19 protein-coding genes, 1 tRNA gene and 2 rRNA genes are annotated in these 25,409 nt (G+C 38.5%); 8 read left to right on the top strand and 14 right to left on the bottom strand.

Features of this window, described 5'->3' with window-relative positions; all coding sequences use genetic code 11:
- Positions 1-135: 135 nt before the first annotated feature.
- The 4 genes from DW103_RS05880 (at position 136) to DW103_RS05900 (ending at position 4,481) form a co-directional block, all read left to right on the top strand.
- Positions 136-209 (top strand) — tRNA-Ile (locus DW103_RS05880).
- Between the two features lie 243 nt (positions 210-452).
- Positions 453-3,328, top strand: a 23S ribosomal RNA gene (locus DW103_RS05890).
- A gap of 119 nt (positions 3,329-3,447) precedes the next feature.
- A 5S ribosomal RNA gene (gene rrf / locus DW103_RS05895) occupies positions 3,448-3,558 on the top strand.
- A 110-nt stretch (positions 3,559-3,668) separates the two neighbouring features.
- Positions 3,669-4,481, top strand: a complete 813-nt coding sequence (locus tag DW103_RS05900; protein WP_122274735.1) for an alpha/beta hydrolase — start codon at positions 3,669-3,671, stop codon at positions 4,479-4,481.
- A 73-nt stretch (positions 4,482-4,554) separates the two neighbouring features.
- Here the strand turns inward: DW103_RS05900 and DW103_RS05905 are convergent, their stop codons facing one another.
- On the bottom strand, positions 4,555-5,391 hold the full coding sequence (locus DW103_RS05905) for a S1 RNA-binding domain-containing protein (protein ID WP_122274736.1): 837 nt from the start codon (positions 5,389-5,391) through the stop codon (positions 4,555-4,557).
- Positions 5,392-5,579: 188 nt separating this feature from the next.
- On the opposite strand from DW103_RS05905, the gene DW103_RS05910 reads away from it, so the two are divergent.
- Genes DW103_RS05910 through DW103_RS05920 form a run of 3 tightly spaced genes read left to right on the top strand, consistent with a single transcriptional unit; the run spans position 5,580 to position 9,119 of the window.
- On the top strand, positions 5,580-6,395 hold the full coding sequence (locus DW103_RS05910; RefSeq protein WP_122274737.1) for a polysaccharide biosynthesis/export family protein: 816 nt from the start codon (positions 5,580-5,582) through the stop codon (positions 6,393-6,395).
- Positions 6,396-6,403: 8 nt separating this feature from the next.
- Positions 6,404-8,017, top strand: a complete 1,614-nt coding sequence (locus DW103_RS05915; protein ID WP_122274738.1) for a tyrosine protein kinase — start codon at positions 6,404-6,406, stop codon at positions 8,015-8,017.
- A 1-nt stretch (position 8,018) separates the two neighbouring features.
- Positions 8,019-9,119, top strand: a complete 1,101-nt coding sequence (locus DW103_RS05920; RefSeq protein ID WP_122274739.1) for a glycosyltransferase — start codon at positions 8,019-8,021, stop codon at positions 9,117-9,119.
- Between the two features lie 40 nt (positions 9,120-9,159).
- Here DW103_RS05920 and DW103_RS05925 read toward each other — a convergent pair whose 3' ends face one another.
- From DW103_RS05925 to DW103_RS05955, 7 genes are all read right to left on the bottom strand, one after another.
- Positions 9,160-10,224: a glycosyltransferase gene (locus DW103_RS05925; protein ID WP_122274740.1), complete on the bottom strand. Its 1,065-nt coding sequence runs from the start codon at positions 10,222-10,224 to the stop codon at positions 9,160-9,162.
- Positions 10,225-10,363: 139 nt separating this feature from the next.
- Positions 10,364-11,491 carry an NAD-dependent epimerase/dehydratase family protein gene (locus DW103_RS05930; RefSeq protein ID WP_122274741.1) on the bottom strand — a complete coding sequence of 376 codons (1,128 nt, stop codon included), beginning with the start codon at positions 11,489-11,491 and terminating at the stop codon, positions 10,364-10,366.
- Between the two features lie 3 nt (positions 11,492-11,494).
- Positions 11,495-12,610: a polysaccharide pyruvyl transferase family protein gene (locus DW103_RS05935; protein WP_122274742.1), complete on the bottom strand. Its 1,116-nt coding sequence runs from the start codon at positions 12,608-12,610 to the stop codon at positions 11,495-11,497.
- Positions 12,607-14,151, bottom strand: a complete 1,545-nt coding sequence (locus tag DW103_RS05940) for a lipopolysaccharide biosynthesis protein (protein WP_122274743.1) — start codon at positions 14,149-14,151, stop codon at positions 12,607-12,609. Before DW103_RS05940 ends, DW103_RS05935 begins: the two co-directional genes overlap by 4 nt.
- Before the next feature lie 28 nt (positions 14,152-14,179).
- Entirely contained in the window at positions 14,180-15,037 is an 858-nt protein-coding gene (locus DW103_RS05945) for a DUF5672 family protein (protein WP_122274744.1), read from the bottom strand.
- The gene (locus tag DW103_RS05950) at positions 15,034-16,770 is read right to left on the bottom strand and encodes a thiamine pyrophosphate-binding protein (RefSeq protein ID WP_199652972.1); all 1,737 of its coding nucleotides are present in this window, start codon (positions 16,768-16,770) and stop codon (positions 15,034-15,036) included. The genes DW103_RS05945 and DW103_RS05950 overlap by 4 nt, the downstream gene beginning before the upstream one ends.
- Positions 16,771-17,018: 248 nt before the next feature.
- Complete coding sequence (locus DW103_RS05955; protein WP_122274746.1) at positions 17,019-17,669, bottom strand: HU family DNA-binding protein; 651 nt, start codon at positions 17,667-17,669, stop codon at positions 17,019-17,021.
- Positions 17,670-17,987: 318 nt separating this feature from the next.
- On the opposite strand from DW103_RS05955, the gene DW103_RS05960 reads away from it, so the two are divergent.
- Positions 17,988-18,233 (top strand): hypothetical protein, encoded by a 246-nt coding sequence (locus DW103_RS05960; protein ID WP_122274747.1) that lies wholly within the window; start codon positions 17,988-17,990, stop codon positions 18,231-18,233.
- Positions 18,234-18,351: 118 nt separating this feature from the next.
- Here DW103_RS05960 and DW103_RS05965 read toward each other — a convergent pair whose 3' ends face one another.
- From DW103_RS05965 to DW103_RS18405, 6 genes are read right to left on the bottom strand one after another with little or no spacing between them, the layout of a single operon-like run.
- Positions 18,352-19,230, bottom strand: coding sequence for a UbiA prenyltransferase family protein (locus tag DW103_RS05965; RefSeq protein ID WP_122274748.1), 879 nt, complete (start codon positions 19,228-19,230; stop codon positions 18,352-18,354).
- Entirely contained in the window at positions 19,227-20,501 is a 1,275-nt protein-coding gene (locus tag DW103_RS05970; protein WP_122274749.1) for a glycosyltransferase family 39 protein, read from the bottom strand. Before DW103_RS05970 ends, DW103_RS05965 begins: the two co-directional genes overlap by 4 nt.
- Entirely contained in the window at positions 20,498-21,595 is a 1,098-nt protein-coding gene (locus tag DW103_RS05975; RefSeq protein WP_122274750.1) for a glycosyltransferase family 4 protein, read from the bottom strand. The genes DW103_RS05970 and DW103_RS05975 overlap by 4 nt, the downstream gene beginning before the upstream one ends.
- 2 nt (positions 21,596-21,597) lie before the next feature.
- A complete protein-coding gene (locus DW103_RS05980; RefSeq protein ID WP_122274751.1) occupies positions 21,598-22,671 on the bottom strand; it encodes a radical SAM protein in 1,074 nt (357 codons plus the stop codon).
- The gene (locus DW103_RS05985; protein WP_122274752.1) at positions 22,661-23,854 is read right to left on the bottom strand and encodes a glycosyltransferase; all 1,194 of its coding nucleotides are present in this window, start codon (positions 23,852-23,854) and stop codon (positions 22,661-22,663) included. The genes DW103_RS05980 and DW103_RS05985 overlap by 11 nt, the downstream gene beginning before the upstream one ends.
- Positions 23,847-24,638 carry an O-antigen ligase family protein gene (locus DW103_RS18405; protein WP_233545622.1) on the bottom strand — a complete coding sequence of 264 codons (792 nt, stop codon included), beginning with the start codon at positions 24,636-24,638 and terminating at the stop codon, positions 23,847-23,849. Before DW103_RS18405 ends, DW103_RS05985 begins: the two co-directional genes overlap by 8 nt.
- Between the last annotated feature and the right edge of the window lie 771 nt (positions 24,639-25,409).

Below are 25,409 nucleotides of genomic sequence, written 5' to 3' on the forward strand. Positions count from 1 at the left end.
GTGCTTGTACTACGGTTGAATATGTATAAAAATATGATCTTAAAACTGGTAACACCCAGTAGAGAAAGATGAAGCTGAAAGGGAGTCGTATCCCGCGCTAAGAGAAGTCAGTTTCAGGAGAAAAAGAGAAAAGCCAGTCCTATAGCTCAGTTGGTTAGAGCGCTACACTGATAATGTAGAGGTCGGCAGTTCAACTCTGCCTGGGACTACACGAAACCCCGAAAAGGGAAATCCAGAAGGGGGATTAGCGCAGCTGGCTAGAGCATCTGCCTTGCACGCAGAGGGGCAACGGTTCGAATCGGGTATTCTCCACAAAAACCTGAAAAAGATAAAAAAGATCTTTGACGTATTGGACAACTTCAAAAAAGATAAGTAACGAATAAAAAGAGCAAGCTGAAGATATATCAATCCAAGAGATACGGGCTTTTGAAAAAAAGCCGGTGTCGTTGATAAGGAAAGTAAGCAAGGGCAGACGGTGGATGCCTTGGCTCTCGGAGGCGACGAAGGACGTGATAAGCTGCGATAAGCCCGGTGTAGGTGCAAATAACCTTTGATACCGGGATTTCCGAATGGGGCAACCCGGCAGGTAGAAGGCCTGTCATCCCGTAAGGGAGGCGAACGTGGGGAACTGAAACATCTAAGTACCCATAGGAGAAGAAAACAAAAGTGATTCCGCAAGTAGTGGCGAGCGAACGCGGAACAGCCCAAACCAATGCTGTCTAGGCAGTATTGGGGTAGTAGGACCACGATGTGGCAAGACATCAGTGAAGTAGAACGTTTTGGAAAGAACGGCAATATAAGGTGACAGCCCTGTATACGAAACACTGACGAAGCCTAGTGGTATCCTGAGTAGCGCGGAGCACGAGAAATTCTGCGTGAAACAGCGGGGCCCATCCCGTAAGGCTAAATACTCCCGAGAGACCGATAGCGAACCAGTACCGTGAGGGAAAGGTGAAAAGAACCTCGAACAGAGGAGTGAAATAGACCCTGAACCCGTCTGCCTACAAGCGGTCGGAGCACATAAAAGTGTGACGGCGTGCCTTTTGCATAATGAACCTACGAGTTACTTTCAGTGGCAAGGTTAAATACTTCAGGTATGGAGCCGAAGCGAAAGCGAGTCTTAAAAGGGCGGCTTAGTCACTGTGAGTAGACGCGAAACCAAGTGATCTACCCTTGGTCAGGATGAAGGTTGGGTAACACCACCTGGAGGTCCGAATGGGTATACGTTGAAAAGTGTTCCAATGAACTGAGGGTAGGGGTGAAAGGCTAATCAAACTTGGAGATAGCTCGTACTCCCCGAAATGCATTTAGGTGCAGCCTGCGGCTAGTATAGTATGAGGTAGAGCGACTGATTGGATGCGAGGGCTTCACCGCCTATCAAGTCCAGATAAACTCCGAATGCGTACTATATATTACCGTGGAGTGAGGGCGCGGGTGCTAAGGTCCGCGTCCGAGAGGAGAAGAATCCAGACCATCAGCTAAGGTCCCCAAATAACAGTTAAGTTGAACTAACGAAGTCCGACTGCAAAGACAGCTAGGATGTTGGCTTGGAAGCAGCCATTCATTTAAAGAGTGCGTAACAGCTCACTAGTCGAGGAGTCAGGCGTGGATAATACTCGGGCATAAACTGTTTACCGAAGCTATGGATGTGTAAACACATGGTAGGGGAGCATTCCATAGGCGTCGAAGGTGAGGGATAACCCTTGCTGGAGCGTATGGAAAAGCAAATGTAGGTATAAGTAACGATAAAGGAAGTGAGAAACTTCCTCGCCGAAAGACTAAGGTTTCCTGATCAACGCTAATCGGATCAGGGTAAGTCGGGACCTAAGGCTAAGCCGAACGGCGATGCCGATGGAAGAATGGTTTAATATTCCCATACTACTTTATGGAGCGATGTGGAGACGGAGAAGTGACAGTCCTGCCATCTGACGGAATAGGTGGTTAAAGGGTGTAGGCGTTGATGATTGTAGGCAAATCCGCAATCAGAGCCGAACCTGACAGTATGCCGCGTGCTTGCACAAGGCAAAATGGACGTAAACAGGCTCCCAAGAAAATCCGCTAAGCATATTCATAAAGTACCCGTACCGTAAACGGACACACGTAGTTGGGTTGAAAATACTGAGGCGCTCGAGTGATTCACGGTTAAGGAACTAGGCAAATTGACCCTGTAACTTCGGGATAAAGGGTCCCAGCTGAAAGGCTGGGCGCAGAGAATAGGTCCAGGCAACTGTTTAACAAAAACACATGGCTGTGCGAAATAGAAATATGAAGTATACAGCCTGACACCTGCCCGGTGCTGGAAGGTTAAGAGGAGGACTCATCGCAAGAGAAGGTCTGAATTGAAGCCCCAGTAAACGGCGGCCGTAACTATAACGGTCCTAAGGTAGCGAAATTCCTTGTCGGGTAAGTTCCGACCTGCACGAATGGTGTAATGATCTGGACACTGTCTCAACCGTGAGCTCGGTGAAATTGTAGTATCGGTGAAGATGCCGATTACCCGCGATGGGACGAAAAGACCCCGTGAACCTTTACTATAGCTTTACATTGAATTTGGGCAATTGATGTGTAGGATAGGCCGGAGACCGTGAAGCAGGTACGCCAGTATTTGTGGAGTCACCGTTGAAATACGGCCCTTTGATTGTTTGAGTTCTAACTCGTGGAAATGAGGACACTGTATGGTGGGTAGTTTGACTGGGGTGGTCGCCTCCAAAAGCGTAACGGAGGCTTCTAAAGGTACCCTCAGACCGATTGGTAACCGGTCGTAGAGTGTAATGGCATAAGGGTGCTTGACTGGGAGAGAGACAACTCGATCAGGTAGGAAACTAGAGCATAGTGATCCGGTGGTTCCGCATGGAAGGGCCATCGCTCAAAGGATAAAAGGTACTCCGGGGATAACAGGCTGATCGCTCCCAAGAGCTCATATCGACGGAGCGGTTTGGCACCTCGATGTCGGCTCGTCACATCCTGGGGCTGGAGAAGGTCCCAAGGGTTGGGCTGTTCGCCCATTAAAGTGGCACGCGAGCTGGGTTCAGAACGTCGTGAGACAGTTCGGTCTCTATCTATCGTGGGCGTAGGATATTTGAGGGGCTCTGACACTAGTACGAGAGGACCGTGTTGGACAGACCACTGGTTTACCGGTTGTTCCGCCAGGAGCACCGCCGGGTATCTAAGTCTGGATTGGATAAGTGCTGAAAGCATCTAAGTACGAAGCCAGCCCCAAGATTAGATATCCCTCAAGGGTCGTCGTAGACTACGACGTCGATAGGCTACAGGTGTAAGGGCAGTAATGTCGAAGCCGAGTAGTACTAATAGCCCGAGACTTTCCAATCAAAGGAAGGATTGATACGTCTTAAGGATTGATGGTGCGAGTCATCAATCAGCTCTAAAGAGTCGTTACGAGACGAACTCTGGAGTTGTCCGGTCAAAAATCTTGAAATAAAAAGAAATTCAGGTGGTTATAGCGTTGGGGTTCCACCTCTTCCCATTCCGAACAGAGAAGTTAAGCCCAACCACGTCGATGGTACTGCGTAAAAGTGGGAGAGTAGATAGCCGCCGTCTTAAAAAAGCGAAAGCGAAGACAAGAAAAGAGAGGAGTTGGTCGAAGGGCTGACTCCTTTTCTGATTCTAAAATATATTGTTACTTTTGTAGGATATAAGAAAATGAAGCCATGAGAAAATTTTATTTATTGTTATGTTGTCAGTTCCTATTTATAGCAGCATTTGCTCAGGGAAAACAAAATTATCAAACGATTCAAGATATTTCGTATAGAACGACAGGTGATGAGTATGCTCTACAACGTTGTAAACTTGATATTTATTATCCGGAAAATACGAAGGATTTTGCTACAGTTGTTTGGTTTCATGGAGGTGGACTATCCGGCGGAAGCAAATTTATTCCGGTAGAATTGCAAAATAGCGGACTAGCTGTTGTTGCAGTGAATTATCGTTTACTCCCAAAATGTGATTTTACTGCTTGTATCGATGATGCAGCTGCTGCTGTCGCTTGGACTTTCCGTGAAATAGAAAAATATGGAGGGAGCCGGCATAAGATTTTTGTATCAGGCCATTCTGCAGGAGGATATTTGACTAATATGATAGGATTGGACAAAAAATGGTTACAAGCATATTCTGTAGATGCAGATTCTATCGCAGGGCTTATTCCATTTAGTGGACATGCGATTAGCCATTTTGCTTATCGCCAATCAAAAGGAATGAAAGATACGCAACCCAGCATCGATGAATTTGCACCACTTTATTATGTTCGTCCGGATGCACCGCCTTTAGTTATTGTGTCGGGTGACCGAGAAATGGAAATGCTAGGTCGCTATGAAGAAAATGCTTATTTCTGGAGAATGATGAAAGTGGCTGGTCATTCATATACTTATTTGTATGAATTGGATGGATATGATCATGGGTCAATGGCTGCCCCGGCTTTTCATATATTAAAAAATCATGTAAAAGACATATTGGAAAAGCGTTGAATATAAATAAAAACTACAGGTTCGAACATCCGATACCTGTAGTTTTTTTATTTACATCAAATTGTGAATGGGCTTACTCCTTGATAAGCCTGATGCCATTTGTTTCCAGACTAATCAAATGCTGTTTGTATAAAGCGCCAATAGCTTGTTTAAACGCTTTCTTACTGCATCGAAATAAAGAATAGATAACATCTGGTTCGCTTTTGTCATGAACGGCGATAAAACCACCTTGTGCTTTCAGTGATTCTAAAATGGCCCCGGCTATGCCATCTATTTTTTGATAGCCTAACGGGGTAAGACTGACATCAATTTTATCATCATCCCGAACCTCTTTTATGTATCCCTTTATGCGTTCCCCTTTTTCCAAGCGGCAGAACACTTCATTGTGATAGACTAATCCCCAGTGTCGGTTATTAATAATGACTTTATAGCCAATTTCTGTTTCGTCCGTAACGAGTAAGTCGACTTCTTGGTTAAATGTGTAATCAGGAATCACATTGTCCAGATATTTATCTATTCTGGCAGAAGCAACAATACGGCCGGTTACATGATCTACATGCACGTAGACTAAATACCATTTACCTTCCCGCATAGGCATTTTTTGTTCTTTAAACGGAACAAGTAAATCTTTCATTAATCCCCATTCCAGAAAAGCTCCGGTATTATTTACGGATTTAACTTCCATATACTGGAATTCTTCGGCTTGAGCCAACGGCTTGGCAGTTGTAGCAATCAATCTACCTTCATTATCATGGTAAATAAAGACTTCAATTTCATCCCCCGGCTTTACATTTTTTGGAACGTAACGTGCCGGCAATAATATTTCCAATCCATCTCCACCATCCAAGTAGACTCCGAAATCAAGGTCTTTGACGATTTTCAGTGTATTATATTTCCCAATTTTTATCATAGCACTTTATTTTGTACAAAAGTACAGGAAAATGCTAGAATATCCTATATTTTTTGTTGTCCAAGCAGCAATATCTTAAAAAATGCATCGTTATAACAGTAACAGTTTTTATAAGGTGCTTTTTAGTGGCAGGTTGGTATGAAAATTGTATCTTTGCAATTCTAAATTTTGAAATACTTAATAATAGCATGAAATTGAAATTTTGTTTGTTTGTCCTTTTCTGTGGATTAATGTGTGCTTGTAGAGCACCTAAAGATGTTGTTTACTTTCAGGGCATTGACGAGGTGACACCGGAGAGGCTTGCAGAAATGAGCCAAACTTATACAACTAAAATTACAAATGACGATTTATTATCAATAAATGTGACAGCCTGGGATCCTGCCGCAGTGACTCCTTTTAATCCTCCTGTCTTTGCTTATTCTACTGTTCCACAGGGGGAACAACCTATAACTGCCTCCCAGAATTTATATACCTATTTAGTGGACCAAGAAGGATATATAAATTTCCCGGTTTTGGGTAAAGTACATGCTTCCGGACTGACAAGGCAGGAATTAGCAAACAAAATGGAGGAGATGATATCGAAATACGTTGAAAATCCGTTGGTAAATGTTCAATTGCTTAACTTTAAAATAACCATGATGGGAGAAGTTTCCCGCCCGGGTACATTATCAATAAAAAATGATAGAGTGTCTATCTTAGATGCGATAGGAATGGCCGGAGATTTACAATTGACCGCCAACCGAAAAAACATTTTGGTAATACGTGATAACAATGGAACGAAAGAAACACATCGGCTGGACATAACGGACCCTGCAATATTTGCATCGCCATATTATTATTTGAAGCAGAATGATATTGTTTATGTGGAACCTGTAAAAACCAAGCAACGTACTCGTACAAGCTCAGACCGTTCATTTACAATGTCTGTATTAACATCCTTAATTAGCTCGGTTTCAATTATAACGAGTATGGTAATCACAATTGTTAATTTAAATAGAAAGTAATTGAACATATGGAATCTATTCAACAAGATAACGAAACAATTAGCTTGAAAAAGATTATAATCGACTATATTCTTCATTGGAAGGTTTTTTTGGTTGCCGGTATAATTTCATTAATTCTGGCTATATTATATTTGGTTTTGGTGCCCCGTACCTATGAAATGAAGACAAGAATCCAATTATTGGAAGATAAAGGAACTACCGGTGCGGGACTTAATGTTGGGGATGCCGTTGGATTGATGAAAAGTTTTGGTTTAGGAGGAATAAGCGGTTCAGGTTTAGTGTTGGATGATGAATTAGCCAAATTGATGTCCACAACGACTTTGAAAGAAGTGGTTCTAAAATTAGGAATGAATGTATCCTATTATAAACCGTATGCGTATGATTATAAAATGTATGAGAATGCTCCCTTGTTATTGACAACCGATTCTTCAACGCAAGAAACGTTAGGAAATACCGTCACATTTTATGTTGATATAAATGATGCAGGAGGAGTGAAGGTGAAAACAAAAACAGAAGAAGAAAAACATACTTTTGAATTTAAATCTTTGCCTGCAGAAATAAAAATAAAAGAAGGTTCTTTTGTGTTGTCATATCGAAAAGAAGCGATAAAGCCTTTATCATTTAAACTTGAAATATCTCCAGCTATAGCGGTTGCGGAAGAGTTATCGGAAACATTACTTTTCGATGACTTTTCAAAAGGAGCTAATGTTGTGGATATTTCATGTACTGATTATGAAAGGAAAAGAGGAGTTGATTTATTACGTACCTTAATAGATGTTTATAATAACCAAGAAGATTCTGTAAAGAGAACGGAGAGTGAAAAGAGCATTCGATTCTTGGATGAGCGTTTGGAAACAGTCATATCGGATTTGTCGGAGGTTGAGATGAAAATTGAAAAATACAAGCTTCAGAATAAGATGACTGATATTGAATATGATGTTCAATTCTATGTAGAGCAAATGAAAGATTTGCAAGTGAAGATTATAGAATTGGAAGCCCAAACCCGTTTAATAGATTTGTTGGATGCTTATATTAAAGATCCTCAAAATAAATATAATCTGGTTCCTGCCATGATGGCTTCCGGTGATGGCGAAAGCACATCCAGTCCGGTTGTAACTTATAATGAAGCTTTATTGGAAAGAGCGAAGCTTTTGCAAAGTACAAAAGGAGATAATCCTTTAATTGCACAAATCAATAAGCAGGTAGATCAACTACGTGAAAGTGTTTTCCTGTCAATAGGTAACGCTAAAAAAAGTATGACTTTAACGCTAGATGATTTAAAAGGCAAGGAAAAGATGATTCTTGATAAAATGGGTACAGTTCCGACATTGGAAAGGGAATATATAAATTATAGACGTCAACAGGAAATATATCAAGCGATGTATCTGATTCTTTTACAAAAACGTGAAGATTTGGTGCTTTCTGTCGGTGAAAGTAAAGATAGGGCAAGAGTAATTGAAACAGCTTATGTTAAGAAGAAACCGGTAGGACCCAGAAAGTTATATGCAGTTATTGGAATGCTTCTTTTTATTTTAGTTGTTCCTGTTGTTTGGTTGGAAACTTGTAAAATATATTCAACTTTGTTTGATGAGTATAGAAGAGTGAAAAAACTGAAGAAGTAAGATGGATATATTGATTCTTAATTCAATATTGTATACGGCAGAGAATAATCAAATACCGAGGGTGAATAGTATAAAAGATACGATGATATACAATTTCGCTTTGGGGTTCGTTAAATTAGGGCATAATGTTACATTAGTTGCGGCAGAGGAGTATAAGCCTATAGAAGATGAGACTTATGATTTCGAGCTTATATTTTTGAAATCTTCATGTACTTTGATTTTTAAGGTCGGTCTTTTGCCTCTTCATCTTTCTTTATATGGTTTTTTAAAAAAAAGGAAACTTTGCTACGATTTGGTTATATCAAGTGAAGCATTTTCGATTAATACTTTTATAGCTTCATTGATTATTCCTGAAAAACTTATTATATGGCAAGAGCTGGGAAAACATAATCGGTTATTATGCAAAATCCCATCTTTGTTTTGGTACAATATAATAGTTCCTGTTTTTTATAGGAAGACATGTGTTATTCCACGCTCAAAACAAGCTTTGACTTTTATTTCAAAATATGCAAAGCTTGTTGTCTCTGAATTTGTTGAACATGGTATTAATTTGGATAAGTTTGTAGCATCTGCAAATAAGAAAAAACAATTTGTGGTTGTTGCTCAATTAGTAAAACGAAAGAGAATTGATAGGATAATATTGAATTTTAAATCTTTTATAGCTGATGAACGGTATCAGAGTTATAAATTGTTGATTATAGGTAGAGGGGAACAGGAATGTTTTTTGCAACAGCTTGTAAATAATGAAGGATTGAATGGAAATGTATTGTTTTTGGGCTTTTTATCGCATAGTCAATTGTCTGTTCATGTATCGGAATCTCTTGGATTATTGATTGATACAGAAAGAGATTTGAATATGGTTTCAATACCTGAATCTATCGCTGCCGGTACTCCTGTATTGACAAATACCGTTCCTGCTAGTAGTTTTTATGTGAAAATGAACAAATTAGGGATTGTTAAAGATGGTTGGACTTCTAACGATTTGGAGGATTTGGTTATTAATAATGAATTTTATGTAGCAAATTGTCTGCGATATAAGGATAAGCTATCAAATACCTATGTGGCAAATAGGATGATAGAATTATTTAATGTAAATAAATGATATAACTGTTAATGGAAGTCCAGGTTAAAGGGCTTCCATTTTAATTTCTTTCTTCCTTACCGGTGGTATTCATGATTTTCAGATATAATTCCTTGCAAGTTTTGATAAAACAACGTTCGTGAAGTTTTTCGGCGTATGTGAAATCCAAAGACCGAGGCTCTTCAATTACTCTTTCTATGGTTTTCGCCAAACTTTTAGCATCTTCTTGGTCGAAGCAGATACCTACATTGTAGGATTTTGCGATGGCACCTAAGTTACTTTGCTCCGGTACAATTGATGGAATATGGTTTACGATGGCTTCGGTCATTGGTCCACTGTTGCCTGTCATATTTTTCCGGTAAGGCATGACCAAATAGTCTGAGATACACACGTTTTCCATGAATTCTTCTTCTGATAAGGGGCGGATGGTTAAATGGGAACGGATACCGTGTTTATCGCAGACGGCCCTGATATCACTTTCTTGGAGAAATGTGTCATAGGTTTTTCCTGCAACATTCAGCAATATCTTATTCTTAACGGATAATTTGCAATATCTGAATGCTTCCAATAGAATATCGAGTCCTTTGTCTTGCCGTATGGTTCCGAGGGCAGTCAATACTATATCGTCGGGCTTGATGCCGTATTTTGCCCTAAGTTCATCCTTTGGAGACAATTGGCTATAGTCGTAAAATGACGGATAGTCCACGTATGATACATTGTGGATACCGATAGCATTCATTTGTTTTTGGATATATTCGGAATGGACAATTACCCTTTCAACTCTTTTGCAGAAATTTTTCATCAACCAATTTTTAAGCTTTCCTTTGGGGAAAGAGTGCATCGTAGCAATGGTTTTGTTGCGGTGCAGCAATCTTGAACAGACGAACGGTATTTTATAGTAAATGTCAGCATACAGCAGGTGAGCGACATTCCCCTTTGGGACGGCTTTCAGTTGTTTTCGTAACGCTATGTAATATTTAAAAATCATAAGTTTCTTGTGTCCCGGGATTACTGTTAAATCCACATCCTTGCATAAATGCTGCGTCCCTTTGATTTTAAGTAGGCTGTTCAAATATATAATGGAGTGCCCGGTAGGGTCTTTACAAGGTTCTATCAAGTAAATCATGTTTGATATGTAATTTTATGTTGAAACGCAAAAGTAGTTTATTTTTGACTTTAACAATCTAGTTTTTTAATAAAAATGTATTGGACGGTATCGGAACGGAGGAGGAAAGCTTCTTCCCTGCAACATGGCCGATGTGTGTCTATTGTCTGCCTCCTTTTTTGCGGAATTCACGTCTTAAATGTTTTATGAATAGCACTGACCGGGCAATAATGATGGGAGCTGTGCGATAAAGTAAATATCTTATCTTTTGTTTGATGGTCGGAAATTTGGCCAGTGAGGTATATTCGCGGCTATAATGGTCGTGTATACCTTCCGACCGACTGTCCAAACCGGAGAATTGGGGAGTTTCAAGAAATGCATCCATACATGATGCTAACCCTTTCCGGGAATCTGTAAACTCGAATCCTCCTATGGCTTCCATGATTTTTGAATTATCGAAGCAACGGTCGTACAAACGGTCATAGATTACCTGGTATCGTTCCGTCTCGGTATATAATTGAGGACAGTGGCTGATTATCTTTACTTTGGGGCGGAAACCTTTTTTCTTTTCGAATGCGGAAATGTAAATCTCCAGTACATCCATCCATTTTATTGCTTTATTTGTGGTTATGTGGAATGTATTTCCCATGGCTTTCGAGTTTCCTATCAATCGGGCCATACAGCTTGCTACGTCTGCACCGTAAGTCAGCGTTGTAGTATGTTGCATGATGTCTCGCGGCACAACTATGGATTGCCCGTTTAAAGCGCGTTGGACGAATGTATCTTTGTCCAAAACTCCTAACTGGAGGCGGTATCGGCTGTATGTTATGTACGGGCGGATGATAGTGTAGTTTCTCCTTTCCGATTGGTTGAGAATATTCTCTTGCCTGGCCTTAGCTATGGCATATTCGTCGGTGTTCAGATATTCGATATCATTTACAGTATCAAGTAAACGCGGGGTCGTCTCTTGGATAATGGCAACATCTGCATAGACACGCGATGTACTCAAGAAGAAGTATTGCTCTGTATTGTCGAGGAACATTCGATACCTTTCCCTGAATTCTGATGTTGTGTATATCATGAAGTCAAAGATGGCAGCATAATGTTTATTTCTTAAAATATCTTTTATGAACTCTACATCATGTGCATCTCCTTGGAAGTAACGGATAGACTCCTCGTTTTCGTGTTTTTTACGTGAAGTAACGTCTATGTTGTGACCGGCTTTTGCAAGGGTTGCTATGAGATGGTTTCCTATGGCTCCCGTTCCACCTAAAATTAGAATGTCCATGTTTTATCCCGTTATAGAATTTTGTAAATAAGCGATACAATCTTTTCTGTCACGTTCTACTATATCTGTTATCTCGGTATAATTTATCGGATTATACAGGGATGCTTCTTGTGAGTCGTATAGGCGAGCAGTCAGGTTGTAATGCTCGAGTAAGTCATATATGCGTGAATTTTGTGATTGCCGGTTTTCATCCTTGAATCGTTTAAATTCGATGAAATCCTTTTGCATATTGATGGATATAGTTGTTGCGTGGAAAGAATCAGTACAAACACAAGTTGCATGTGAAAGGATATATACGAACTCGTGCGGCCCTGCGTCCGGATAAATAAAAGTTTCCGGAATGCTAATCTTTTCGTTTTCTTTAGCCGGGATTACGATTACGTTCGATATGCCAAGTTTTTGTTTGATAGTTTCCAATTGCTCTATGGTATAACTTTCGTTGCTCACGAAGTAGCAAAGGATATATTTCTCCGGCAAGTCGAATTCGAGTGTTGCTTTGCAGGCAAAATTCCGCCAATGTTTGTCGTCTAAAAGGAAAGTCGGGTCAGCCACTTGCCTGACGTCTACCTCGCAAATGAGGTCTTTTACTGCTTTTACGGCAGTCTCTTCTCTGACACCGATGTGGCTGAATTTCGAGAGTAAATACTTTATTTGGTCTTTTTTTTCTTCGGGAAAATCAGACGTACCTATGCTGGAGGCATAAGCAATCCGTTTCTTATCTCCGGCAAAAGAGAGGAAATAGAATGGGTTGAATGAATGATAACAATTCCAAATCTGGTCGCTCCCGGCGATAAACACGTCGCTTTCTTTCAATAGCTCTTCATATTGGGCCTGCGTTTTGATGAGCCTTATGTTGTAATTGGAATTGTTGAATTCACGTAGTTTGCGTTGGCTTTTGTTTTCGAAAAACAAGCGTTTCAGAAACAATTTTGCGTAATATTTTGGATAATAACGGACCACTTTCTTGATTTTGGCTGTTAGGGTAAAATCGGAAAGAGCGAAAAAGGGCAAGATACAAACATCGTATCCCATTTCCTGCAATTTTTTATGCAAAGCGTAGGATTGCAGGCCTGTGCCGTAATTTCCTGTACTAAGCCATGTTACTAGAACGATTTTCATTGTTTGGACCTGAATTTATTATTGATTGTTTGTCTTATGGATAAAAATACTTTATTCCGTTCTTGTGACGACATCCCTATAGACAGGACAGCGACGACGATGGAAACAGTACTTACAATTGTGACTAGCAATAACCGCCCAAAGTTCTCTTCCATTTGGAAATGGATGAATAGGGGGAGTGGAAATGAAATGACGGTTACCGGTAAAATGCGTCCGATTACTTGCGATAAAAAGCTTTTGATAGGAAATCCTATTTGCCGGTTCATCAAATACAAGCGCAGGTAAACCAAATAGGTATAAACTGCCACATACGCAATGTATGCAGAATATGGCGGATACCCCATTTCAAACAAAATATAAGATATGGGAAATACTAGACAGCCTAAAAGACCTATATAGATGTAAAATCTTTTTATGTTGCCGGTAGCTTGTGCCAATACGGTTAAAGGTGCTCCCGGCAAATCTACTAATGTTCCGAGCATAGTCAATTGCCAAAACAAGACAGCATGTTCCGGTACTTCTTTCAACCACAGGTGAAGTATAAAATCGGTCTCAATAACAAAAGGAATAAAAAATAGAAGCATTAAGAAATATGAATATTTGGCACCTTGTCGTACTGTGGAAAAACATGCTTCATAATTGTTTTCTGCGTATGTTTTGATAATTTGCGGGTTTATAGCTACCGAGAAATTGTTTACAAACTGTAACACAGCGTTACCTGCTTGTGAAGCCACTCCGCGAGCCGCATTTACGGTAACGTCAAAAAACATATTGGAAAGGATGTTTACTCCATGTGTATTGAACAAGTAAGCACTTGTTCCAAAGAAATTCCATCCGGCGAATTGAGCCATTTTTTTTAGAAGGGGACGCTCTAATACGAAATGATACCTGCATTCCGGAAATTGTCGTTTGCAATATTGACTATATATAAGCCGGATAATCATGGCTACAAGCATTAGTAAAAATCCATAAGTTATAAGCTTATCCATAGGTGAAAGCAATAGCAAAAATACAATACCCAACTTCAGAAAAGCCTCCAACAATCCGATATAAGCGAAAACTTTCATTCGTTCGTGTGCTACAATCGAAGCATTGTATGGCAAGCTAATCAAATTAATGACAAAAGTAATCAAAGAGAATTGCAATATCCAATTTGCTGCATACATACGGTCGGGAGGAATATTCATTTTGTTATTAAGAAACCACACTCCGGCTAGTTCCGCCAAAAAGACAATGGAAAGAGAAATGATGATTTGAATGTTTACACTTGTGGAAAACACCAGGCTCAGCCTCTTTTCATCATTGCTCCCTAACTGAAATGTTATAAAACGGGTAATAGCATTCGACAAGGATGCCGAAAAAACGGAAAACATTGTTATGAAGCCTCCTACGACATCGTAAACGCCATAATCTTTTATGCCCAATACATCCAGTATGACGCGGGATGTATAGAGGTTGACACACATTATGACAATGGTGCGTGTATAAAGAAACAAGGTATTTTTTGCTACTCTTTTATTGTTTGATGAAGTCTCTTCCATTAATAGTAAGCGTTTTAAACCAAGTCTTTTAATATTTTATATATTTTCCCCAGAAGGATTCGTACTCCCATTTTTCAAAAGCATGGCATCCAAAGGGTAATTTCTGACACTTCTCATAAAGAAATGAAGGGTGTACTTCGAATGAGAACTCTGATGCTTCTTCACAAGAAGGAATATTTGTTTTTATATTCCATGCATGTCCGGCCCAGCAACCGAAAATGTAATCTTCATTTATTTTTTCGGAGTCTATCATATATTTTAAAGTATTTCTATAGCCGAAAGTTTTTAGTATAACTTTAAATAGGATGATTAGAAAAGCTGAAATGTAATTGTGCTTTTTATATACTTTGAATTCTTCCGTAAAATACATTTTCCAAAGGAAAGAAGGCCTTAGATAGGGCATATTCCTGTTTATGGCTAATATATTTTTGCAGTATTGAATACTGCGCAAAGAAAAACCTCCATTGCCTACCTCATAGAATATCTTTGTATGTATATCTGCATGGATACGATAAAATTGAGGCGCCCCGATATAATCATATCCTTTATTACACCAATCTTGCAGTTCATCTCTGAAGACCCAAGCATCCAGCTGATAAATCAGCATGTAATCATAATTGGAGAAACAATCGTAGAACGAACGGGAAAGGCAGAGCTTATTATATTTTGCTACGGATGTGAAATAATCCTTGCTAAAGAATTTTAGCTTGTATGCTTTACCTACAGTCTCTGATATTTCTGCATAGACAGACATATCGAGTTCTTCAAATGTCACGATGTAGATGTCGTAATTCTTCAATATAGATAGGCACTGCTTGAAAGATGCTGTTTCCGACGGCTTGGGTACTGCCTTATATATAGGTATGACGACAACACATGTACTCATTTTAATAGTCTTTTTAATGTTGCTACCCCCTTTTCTCCGATGGCATTCTTTACACAGTCCTTTAGTTCTGCTTTTAAATCATTCGCCTTGCCTGTACTGGTAATCAGTTTAAGAGCTTCATTTTCGTCTATATCATGAGTGAATACTTCGAATATACAAGATTTTGTTATCTTGGCATCAATGAACTTATCCAGATGTTTTAGGAACTCTTCTTTCGTGTCGGCTGCCATATAGTCTATGTCCAAGCTTTGAGCATAGTTACGGACTAAGGTATGGGATTGGTTCCCGTTGTGGCCTGCGGCTGCTATATAAGGATTTACATTTTCTTCGAAAATATGACCCGGATTCAGGTGATGGGTAAATTCGCAACCTTTGCCGTTGTTCACAAGTAATATACGCAAATTGTTACCAAAATGTCTGTTTCCTAATACATTCATATCGTAGAAGAATGCAAGGTCACCCACTATACCGAAATATAGTTTCTGCGGGTGAACCAATGAGGCTCCCAATAAGGAAGACAACATACCATCGGTGCCAAAACCTCCCACATTGCAAGCAGAGTTGATGCTCTTGGATATTTCAAAGAAATTCCAGGAACGTAATGATGTGAGAATCCCAAAATGTATCACACTATTTTCAGGAAGGCGATGAGCTAATTGTTTAGCCATCCATATATTTGAAAGTGGAAATTCCGGCAATGAAGCATATAGCTCCTGATATTCTTTCTGACAAGCTAGTAAAAATGAAGTTCCGGGTTGGATGTTCACATGGGTATAGCTTTCGAAGAAATGTAAATCATCCATGTGGAACACATAGGACAATTTTCCATAGCGGTCACGAAGTTGTCCATCTTCGCAAACACGCCAGACTTCTTGTGCACGTGGCCCTACATTAAAATGATTACCGGAAATTTCACCTAAATGAATGAGTAGACGTATATTATGCAAGCATGAGGCATTTTTTGTATTAAGTAATGCATCTACCTGACGGAATTTCCCTTTATATCCACTTGTATGGTCGCAAAATACAACTGCATTGTGATTCTCACAAAACGCGTCGATACACATTGTAAGTTTTTCATTGAATGAATGATGGGAACCTATAAATATGGCAATTTTACCTTGTGGGAGTTCAGGCAATTTGTCGTTATAGTCTATGCGATGGATTGTTTTTACCGGAGGAAGCTCTTTTACAGACAAATCTTTACTATAGATGGTTTCTAGATTAATATGGGAAGGACCTCCGCCATTTAGTGTCAAAGCTGAAATGGCTTGGTTTATTTTCAAAGTTGCGCTTTCTGCATCTTTTTCATCACGTACGGTAGGTATATATGTACTAAAGGTTACAATATCCTTCGCTTGTATTGTGCGATCAATGACTTGGTCGTAAAGGTTTCCCAAACGGCGTATGTCTTGAGTTCCGGTCACCACTAAAATGGGGAGCTTACGGTAATATGCCTCTGTCAATCCCGGCATATAATTTCGTGAAGCAGTAGCACCTGTACATGTTATCATCACCGGTTCACCGGATTCTTCTGCCATACCACAAGCTATATAAGCAGCCGAACGTTCATCTACAGAGGAATATATCTCGAAACTGCCATCATACATTAAACTGGCATTTAGCATCATATTAGTACCCCCCGGAGATGTAATGACTTTTCTAATATTATGCATCTTGAGTAATGCTATGAGAATTTGAATATTTTTTTCACTTGAATAATAAGTACCCATTTTGTTTTTTAATTTGGAATTAATCTATTCATACATCACAGACAGGGATAATTAATTGTCATTTGTTTGTATTTCTTATAGACTTAGCGTGTCAGTTTCTTTAAAGAAGAGTTTGATAGCTTTTTTCTATATGGACTAATCCTAAGATACACTACAAAATTAACGATTTGTTTGAGATAATGAATAATTACTTAGATAAAAAGATGAATCATTTTAATTTTGCTGTTTCACTTGTTTGCAACGGATTGTCAAACAGTGTTTTCATATGAATCCAGTGAAGTCTTTTCCCCTTTTCCATACCATCCTTCTCCGGCTTCGTAAAGGGGGGATAACCTGGCTCCGATATTTATCAGTTTACCTTTTTCCCGAAGTACTTTAAGCCGACGGTTGGCAGTGGAGAGGGTATATCCGCAAAGGCGTTGGAAATCCAAACGTGTTAAATAGGGATGTACGGCAAAATATGAAGTCAGAAGTTCATCAATACGCGTATCTGATATTTCATTCGAATGATTCTTATAAGGGGAGCGTTCGAAACGAGTGTTTTTGAGCCGTTTTTTGAGTCCGGCTTCCGGGCGGAAAGCTACGGATTTGAAATGAATCGATTCTGAACGAATTTCTTTAGGAGATTGTATCGGCGGACATTGCAAAGTAATTTGCAAATATCCCAATCCTTCGATATAGACACGATTTCCTTTACTTAGCTCCTCTACGACTGTATCACATAGTGAACTGAGGACAGCTTTAACATCTGCAGGGGTAACCGTACATCGACTATGTATTAATTCGGCTAATGTTTGTGTGTCGGTTGTCCCATAAGGAACTACCCGCGCATGATAACGTATGCGTCTCTTACTGTTTTTGGGAGATGGATTTTTGTAGAAGTCGTATTGTGCCGGCATATTTGTTCGATTTTAATAGCCACTTATTCGTTAATAGCTATAGTATTTATATGCTCACAGTTGTGAATAGGTTGGCTCACAGTTATTAATCGAATAAATTACAGTTGTGAGCAGTGTTATTCACAGTAGTGATTTGATTATTGTCTACCTGCAAAGATACTTGTTTATTAGGACTTTTCCAATAATATCTTACTCTATTTCAATTAGATGATTATTTCTGCTAAATATTTGGAAATGGGTGGTTTATGGCCTTATCCTCGTCGTTATGGAAGATGAATATATTTTTTTGTATAGAATAATAATAAAAAATAGGTAAGTATGGGAACGGTATTAGAAGTTTGGAATGTTATTAAACATCTGTTATTTGTGTATAAGAAAACAGGAATAGATACTACTTTTATTTCTTCTGCGACAAAAGGAGGGATGAGAGCGCAAATGAAGCGAGGAATCGCTTGTTGGGACCGGGATGTGGCACGGAATTTTGGAGCTAAATTGGGGGAGATGGGAATCGAACGTGTGCATACTCGCTATGGCAACCAATATTTGGTCGTTCCGTTGGTTTAAGTCGGGCAGGGGGCTTACGTTCACAGTATCGTGAACAGAATCAACCTGTTGGAGGTGGTGAACCTTGTTTTGTAAAACAAATCTTGTTGTTTGTCTACTAACAAATATGGAAAGGTCTCTATAAATATAAAATGACGGTATAACAGATAATCCATCCGGCTAAGCATAATTGAATGAAATGGTCTTTCATCAATACTTTTGTCGGACTGCCGCTTTTGATATCTACAATGGTAAGTTGTAAATACCGGAACATACCTAAGAGCACGAACACAGATGTTATATACAAGTAAGGGGTTTTAAATCTGGCAATAACTTCCTCGGATACCGTATACATGAAATAACAAACTATTGTGATTGAGGCTAAGATAGAGATTGCTTGATTTAGAAATTCCAGATTATACCGGTTTACATTTTTCCGGGGCTTTATGCCGGTTTCGTTGTATATTACCACGTCATCCCGTCGTTTGGCAAAAGCCAAAAACAAAGCTAGCAAGAACGTCATTAGTACAATCCAGTGAGACAGTACAATTCCTGTAGCTACACTGCCCACAACGATGCGCAAAACAAATCCGACTGCTAAGATAAAAACATCAACGAGTGCAATTTGCTTAAGCCGTATACAATAAGCTATGTTCATGAATAAATAAAACCCGATAAGAGAAAAAAGAGTAGTCAGATGTTCTTTGTTAATGAATGTCGTTAATAGTGCTGATGCTATGATACAACAGAGCATTAACCAATAGGCTGTAGTTTTGGAAACGGCTCCCGAAGCAATGGGGCGTTTACATTTTTCCGGGTGTAATGAATCCGCTTCCACGTCACAAATATCATTGAAGCAGTATATGCTACTCGCTATCAGGCTGAAAGAAAAAAAGGCGATAATACAAGGTAGAAGACATGTCCAGTCGGTTAAACGTTGGCCAAAAAAGAGGGGAAGAAAAATAAATGTATTTTTCAGCCACTGTTGAGGACGAAGAAGAAATATTATATTTTTCATGATTTATTGATTTTTGAGAGTGAAGTCTCGATTCCATAAGCAGCCCATATGATAATGACAAAAAGAAAAGGATAGTGATAACGAGGACTTACTGAAAATATACAAGTGCTCAATGTCCCTAATAGCAGAATGAGAAGTAGAAATCCTTTCCAGCTTAAAAGTTCTTTTATATGTTTTGCTATTGCATAAACAAAGAAAAATAAGATAACATAATAAACTAAACTTTTTAGCCCCATTGAAAAGATACGACTGATAAAGCTACTTTTACTGACTTTATTATGCGCCGCCTTGTCTATGAATCCGTCGCCACCCAATATAGGACGATCTGGCCATGAATCTTCTATATATAAGCCTCCTAATTTCATTAAGTATAATTTGCCAAATTGTCCGGGATTTTCTTTTATCCATTTTATAGCTCTTTGTCTCCATATGGAATCTTTCTGAGCGAATGTATAAGCTTGGGCATTACGGATATAGCAAGTATTGGTGGTATCTCCCATAAGAGACGTGGCAACACCTCCATAGGCCTTATCATTGGCTGTCATTATAAGGTTAACTCCTGATGTGCTTGATTGAAAGACATAATATCCTATTTTACTTTGTGTCTGAGTCCCAATTAAAATGATTATGCTAAAGAATGGTATTAATAAGACCGGATAACTTTTCCAGTTATATTTCTTAAGGAACATATAAAACAAAGCAACCGGGAGAAAAATAATTGTTAACGGTCGTATCCAGTTGGCCAAAGCAAATAGAATCCCAGCAACAACCAGTTTCCAATATTTATTAGACAGGCACAAACAAAAAGAAGTTAAGGCCAAAAACAGAAAAGGAATTTCTGTTCCTGCCGGAAGAACAATCATACTATTAGAGTAAAGAATACAATAACATAGCACAGAAATATAAGCGGTACGAATGGAGAAAAATCTTTTGGCAAGCCACCAGACTTCATATAAAATAGCTATGTTCATCAATAAGTTGAAAAACATGTTCAGCTTAAGTGTTCCAAATATCTTCAGTTGGCATATAAAGAAGTTTATTAGTCCGGGAGCCCAAATAAACGCATCATAGATATGTTTTCTCATCGGATACCATTCTCCGCAATCGAAACAATCTTGAGCTATTTTTAAGTAAACTCCTTGATCGCTTCTTTGTGGTGTATCATAAAATACATAAATGAGTATCAGTTGTATGAATATCCATAACAAAACACCGATTATTGTAGTCTTCTTTAATAAGCCTGTTGAATTTAGGGTCTCTTTTTGTTTCATAAGTGTATTATATTTTGATAGATGTGTAATGTTTTCTGCGCAATGTTATCCCAGTTATATTCCTTCAAATTGTATTGAGGATGATATTCTGCTGTACTTAGTTTAGAGATTAATTTATCTTTTAAATCCTCCGGCTTATTGATGTCAAAGTAATGGTTTGGAGCTAATTTAACAGAAATATTCGCAGGGATATTGCTCACAAGTACATCTATATTATGACTCATCGCTTCTAGCAGTGTGATGGGTAATCCTTCATGGGAAGAGGGCAGTACAAATAATCTCGCATTTGAGTAAAGTTCCTGTAGTTTCTCTCCTTTTATCATCCCTGTCAGAATAATGCTGTTTTTCATCGCATTTTCTTTAAGCGTTTTGGAGTAATTTGTTTCGAAATCCGCATCACCGGCAATTACCAGTTTGTAATCGTTGTTGTTTAGAGAGATATATGCTTCAATCAATTTATCAAATCTTTTTTCTTGTACGAATCTTCCGACTGCAAGTATATATTTTCCGGGTTGGAGATTCAGGGACGATATATACGTTGTTGAATTACTTTGCGGGAGCATGGTTACTCCGTTATATATTAAATGTACATTTTTTGTCCGGCTATACTTCTTTTTAAGGATATCGGTGATAACCGTTGATATTGCAATTATCCCATCAGCTAATTTTGCAGCAAAATATTCGCCGAGCTTTAAAATAGATTTGGCAAAGAAACCCCATTTTTCCCGATTATAGTCGGGGCCATGATGAGTCATGACGACTTTAAGTCCCAACATTTTTGCAAAAGGAATGGTTATAGCCGGACCTATAGCATGAATGTGGACGATGTCTGCTTTCACTTTATAGGCATAAAATATGCCCAGAAAAGTATGAAAAGCCGCTTCCACCCCTATTATTTTAGGAGAAATGATGTCTTTGAATGAAACATTTTTATAGTTTTTGAGCGGAGGATTTTCCTGAATGTATCCTTTTCTTCGAACCACGATAATTTGACACCCCATCTTTGCTAGTCTGGGGTACAATTCTTCGCAATGAGTTTCAATACCTCCTTGAATATTCGGGAATCCTCTTAGGCCAACAACTACAACTTTCATTTTTATCTCTGTTTTAGATTCCCTTGCTCGGGGGATTGCCCTACGTCATACCACTTCTTTTCCAAACAAAGAGGACGGTTTAATAAGCTGTTCATTTTGTTTTTCAATACCCAACCTAAAGGATATTGAATATATTTTTTCATTACAGGTGAAGCGGTACCTACCATCCAACAGTTTTTAGGGCATGTTCTGACTTTCTCTCTGACTTTGTTTGCCTGTTCGCTTTCCCAGATTTCACTGAAGTTGCTCGCTTGTAAAATATTCCCCATACTTTCTTTCCAGTATCTTTCCTCCAGACCATTGCAAGGATATACTTCACCGTAAGGGTCGACAAAGAAATTAACCAATCCGGCCTCACAAGGTAATATTCTTCTGTTTCCTTCAATATAATTGATAAGTCCGTTATTAAAAAATGCCCTGAACCACGCTTTAGGAGAATGCTCTTTAAATTGGAGACGTATCAATTCTTCAAAGTCTTTGATGACTTTATCTTTATTGGTTATGCAATTGTCATACTTATGAAAGTAGTATGAATTGTGGAATGCAGCTGTTGCAAATTCCATATTTAGATTTTTGGAAAGTCTGTATAAAGAGAGCATATCCTCGGAATTATTGTTTGATACTGTAATACCGAAACCAATGTCTTTTATGCCCATGTCACGTAGCTCCAAGAGGGTCTTCAGCCCTTTGTCGAAACCTCCTTGTTGTCCCCGAAGTTCGTCGTTCTTCATAGAAAGTCCTTCAATGCTTATACGGATACCGATTTTAGGATATTGTTTAGCCAACGCTATAATCCTGTCGCTAAACCATCCGGATGTTGAAATTACTACACGGGGAGATTTTGAAAATAAAACATCTACAATCTCGTTTAAATCTTCTCGAACAAAGGGTTCTCCCCCCGTAATATTGACAAACTTGACATTCGGTAAAATCTCCAGGTCTTTTGCCTTGATTTCTTTACTTTTTTCTGTCGGATGTTGCCAAATATTACACATTTTGCAGCGCATAGGGCAACGATATGTTGTAATAATACACATATCTGTTGGCGCTAATATATTATTTTGTTTATTGTTCATATATTTGAATTAGGTTGTTGTAAAATGTTTCTGCGGAAAATTTGTCTTGTGCATTCTTTGCTATTGTAGCAAATGGATATGTATCGTTGTATAACTTGATACTATCTGTTATTTTTTCTTTCATTTCTTCTTTGCTGAGAGGAGTAAACAAATCACCGTTTTCTCCTGATTCTATTAATTCCGGAATACCTCCGATTCGAGAACCTATCACCGGAGTCCCAACGCATAAAGCTTCGATAATGCTGAAAGGGTTATTCTCATACCAGATGGATGGAACAACAGAAAAACGAGCTTTGCCTACAATCTCTAATACTTTTTCTCTAGGTTGTTGCCCTAAGAAATGAATGTGTTTATGGTTGTATTTTTGTTTTAAGTATCCGGAAAGCTCACCATCTCCTACTATTTTTAGTGTGTAAGGGATGTCTTGGGCTGCTTGTAATAATCGTTCCACTCCTTTTTCCGGAGATAATCTCCCTACATAACAGTAATAGTCCTCTTTTTGAAAGCTGTGAACTGTTGTTGACGGGCTTTCGATAAAATTATGAAGGACTTGTATTTTGTTGCTGTTGTAACCTGCTTTAACCATCATTCCCTTCAAAAAATGGCTGGGGCTAATAAAAGTATCCGTGTATTTTTCCAGGATATTTTTGTTCCACACACATGCCTCCAAGAAAGCGATGAAACTACCGGCAAAGCTGTTTTTCATACATTTATGTTGCAGTACGGCATATTTATTATGCAAGCAGAGCTCACATGTGCTATTATCCCTGAGACAGGTGTATACCGGACAGATAAGCTTGTAGTCATGTAATGTCCAAACAGTCTTTATCCCTTTAGATGCCGCAAGTTTTATTATGTAAGGGGACAGATAGGAATGAATATTATGTGCATGCAATATATCAGGATGAAAGGTTTCCAATAATTGATTAAACTTCTTTTTTACCTCATGTGAAAAGAATATTCTATCTGTCGCTTTGATTTTTGTATATAATCCTCCTTGCGTAAATTTAATTTCTGAAGGGAAATATTGATTCCATTCCCCTTGAATATTAAGCGGATGTTCAGTGCTGAATATGGCGACTTCATGCCCCTTTTGTCTCAGTAAACGCTCTAATGTAAGCGTTGCCGTACAATCTCCACCTCTTGGGTAATAAAATTTATTTACGAGAAGTATCTTAGCCATGAGACTTATTTATTGTGACTTTTGTTTGATAGTTATTTTGTGCTCGTTTGAGGTCTGATAAGATAAGGCCTAAAAGCATCATCATGAATAGTCCTCGATTATGAGTTATCGTTGAATCGGAGGTACACTCGATGAGAAAGAATATAATAATCATGAGTGCAAGTAGCGCATCTTTAGGTGATATGCGATATTTTTTTAGAGTCTGTATACCTAGATTTCCCCAGAATGTAAAAAATAGAATGACACCGACAATACCAAATTGGGCTAAGGCCGGATAGTAAGTGTCAGAAATAAAAGCAGCGTCCCCTTTGGTTAATCCATAGATGTTATCTAATCCATATATATTGTATATATCGGAGTAGTAAATACCGGATGCATACGTGGCGTAGGAAGCGAAACCGGACCCAAATGGGAAAAAATCTATAAATACATCTGTCGAATAAAAATATAAAGCAGCACGTGCTATAGTATCTTGTATTTTTTCATCATAACGTACGAAATCTCCGCCTCCTAGAAAATACAAATTTATTTTTTTATATGTAAATGCTATGACTAATAGGGCTGTTATTGATAACAATGTGATGGTCTTGAAATTAATTTTTATTTTGGACGAATGACTAGTAAATATAAGTAGTGCTACGCTGATAATGAAAAATCCATAGAATTTCGAGCGGGCAGAGAACATTCCTGTTAATAGTAAAAGAACAAAAATGATTTTATCTTTTTCCGTGAAGTTGCTGCAATAGAGATACAAAAGACTGACGATTGAAACTGCCGTAGCCAATCTGGAAGGATGCTTTAATGTGTACTTTATACTATCCGGGTACACTAAATACAGTATGCCGATACCTAATAAGTAGAAACCGAGTACAATACATATCTCACAAATTAGCTTTTTGTAAACGGGTGAAATTCTTGGTTTTATTGCATAGACACAAAAAAAACCGAGATAAGGTTTATATTGTATAACGAAATCAGTGATAATACCGGCCTTGGTGTTGCTGTTTATGTAAAAAGAATAAAACAGATAAAACAAAAAAACAGCAGTTGTTATTATAAACATTTTATTTATTTCCCATTTGGGAGTTGAAAATATATATTTGAGGTATAGAATAAACAGTATAAGTGAGCATATCTCATCTGTATAAGCGAATCCTATTGTGTCATAGAATATTACCCCAAAAATGAGAGTGAAAAGAAGTAATCTGTAAAAGTTTTTATCTATGAATTCTTGTAACATTTACTATTGATAGCTTTTGATGAATAACGTTTCTCCTTATCTTTTATTGTATCACTGAGGCATTGTTTTTCTACCGATGACGGGATTGTCATCTTTTGAGGTGCTTGCAGTATATACAATTGACAAAGATAGTAGTTTCTGTCAGGACCACAAAACGGAGTGATTTTAAAAATGAATTTTAAAGGGCGGAAAATGCAATGAAGTCTGTTAACGAGTTTTTTTCATTTCGTTTTTTAGTGCACATTTGCTACATCCGTGACAACAAGGCATATCCGTATTAGATGATTGAGTTAGAAAAGAATAGATTTTCCAACC

The organism is Parabacteroides sp. AM08-6 (assembly GCF_003473295.1).
In the GTDB taxonomy this organism is placed as follows: domain Bacteria; phylum Bacteroidota; class Bacteroidia; order Bacteroidales; family Tannerellaceae; genus Parabacteroides.

Excerpts from the sequence above, each read along its gene's own strand:
- DW103_RS05900 (WP_122274735.1), top strand. The coding sequence starts at position 3,669 with ATGAGAAAATTTTATTTATTGTTATGTTGTCAGTTCCTATTTATAGCA.
- DW103_RS05905 (WP_122274736.1), bottom strand. The coding sequence starts at position 5,391 with ATGATAAAAATTGGGAAATATAATACACTGAAAATCGTCAAAGACCTT.
- DW103_RS05910 (WP_122274737.1), top strand. The coding sequence starts at position 5,580 with ATGAAATTGAAATTTTGTTTGTTTGTCCTTTTCTGTGGATTAATGTGT.
- DW103_RS05915 (WP_122274738.1), top strand. The coding sequence starts at position 6,404 with ATGGAATCTATTCAACAAGATAACGAAACAATTAGCTTGAAAAAGATT.
- DW103_RS05920 (WP_122274739.1), top strand. The coding sequence starts at position 8,019 with ATGGATATATTGATTCTTAATTCAATATTGTATACGGCAGAGAATAAT.
- DW103_RS05925 (WP_122274740.1), bottom strand. The coding sequence starts at position 10,224 with ATGATTTACTTGATAGAACCTTGTAAAGACCCTACCGGGCACTCCATT.
- DW103_RS05930 (WP_122274741.1), bottom strand. The coding sequence starts at position 11,491 with ATGGACATTCTAATTTTAGGTGGAACGGGAGCCATAGGAAACCATCTC.
- DW103_RS05935 (WP_122274742.1), bottom strand. The coding sequence starts at position 12,610 with ATGAAAATCGTTCTAGTAACATGGCTTAGTACAGGAAATTACGGCACA.
- DW103_RS05940 (WP_122274743.1), bottom strand. The coding sequence starts at position 14,151 with ATGGAAGAGACTTCATCAAACAATAAAAGAGTAGCAAAAAATACCTTG.
- DW103_RS05945 (WP_122274744.1), bottom strand. The coding sequence starts at position 15,037 with ATGAGTACATGTGTTGTCGTCATACCTATATATAAGGCAGTACCCAAG.
- DW103_RS05950 (WP_199652972.1), bottom strand. The coding sequence starts at position 16,770 with ATGGGTACTTATTATTCAAGTGAAAAAAATATTCAAATTCTCATAGCA.
- DW103_RS05955 (WP_122274746.1), bottom strand. The coding sequence starts at position 17,669 with ATGCCGGCACAATACGACTTCTACAAAAATCCATCTCCCAAAAACAGT.
- DW103_RS05960 (WP_122274747.1), top strand. The coding sequence starts at position 17,988 with ATGGGAACGGTATTAGAAGTTTGGAATGTTATTAAACATCTGTTATTT.
- DW103_RS05965 (WP_122274748.1), bottom strand. The coding sequence starts at position 19,230 with ATGAAAAATATAATATTTCTTCTTCGTCCTCAACAGTGGCTGAAAAAT.
- DW103_RS05970 (WP_122274749.1), bottom strand. The coding sequence starts at position 20,501 with ATGAAACAAAAAGAGACCCTAAATTCAACAGGCTTATTAAAGAAGACT.
- DW103_RS05975 (WP_122274750.1), bottom strand. The coding sequence starts at position 21,595 with ATGAAAGTTGTAGTTGTTGGCCTAAGAGGATTCCCGAATATTCAAGGA.
- DW103_RS05980 (WP_122274751.1), bottom strand. The coding sequence starts at position 22,671 with ATGAACAATAAACAAAATAATATATTAGCGCCAACAGATATGTGTATT.
- DW103_RS05985 (WP_122274752.1), bottom strand. The coding sequence starts at position 23,854 with ATGGCTAAGATACTTCTCGTAAATAAATTTTATTACCCAAGAGGTGGA.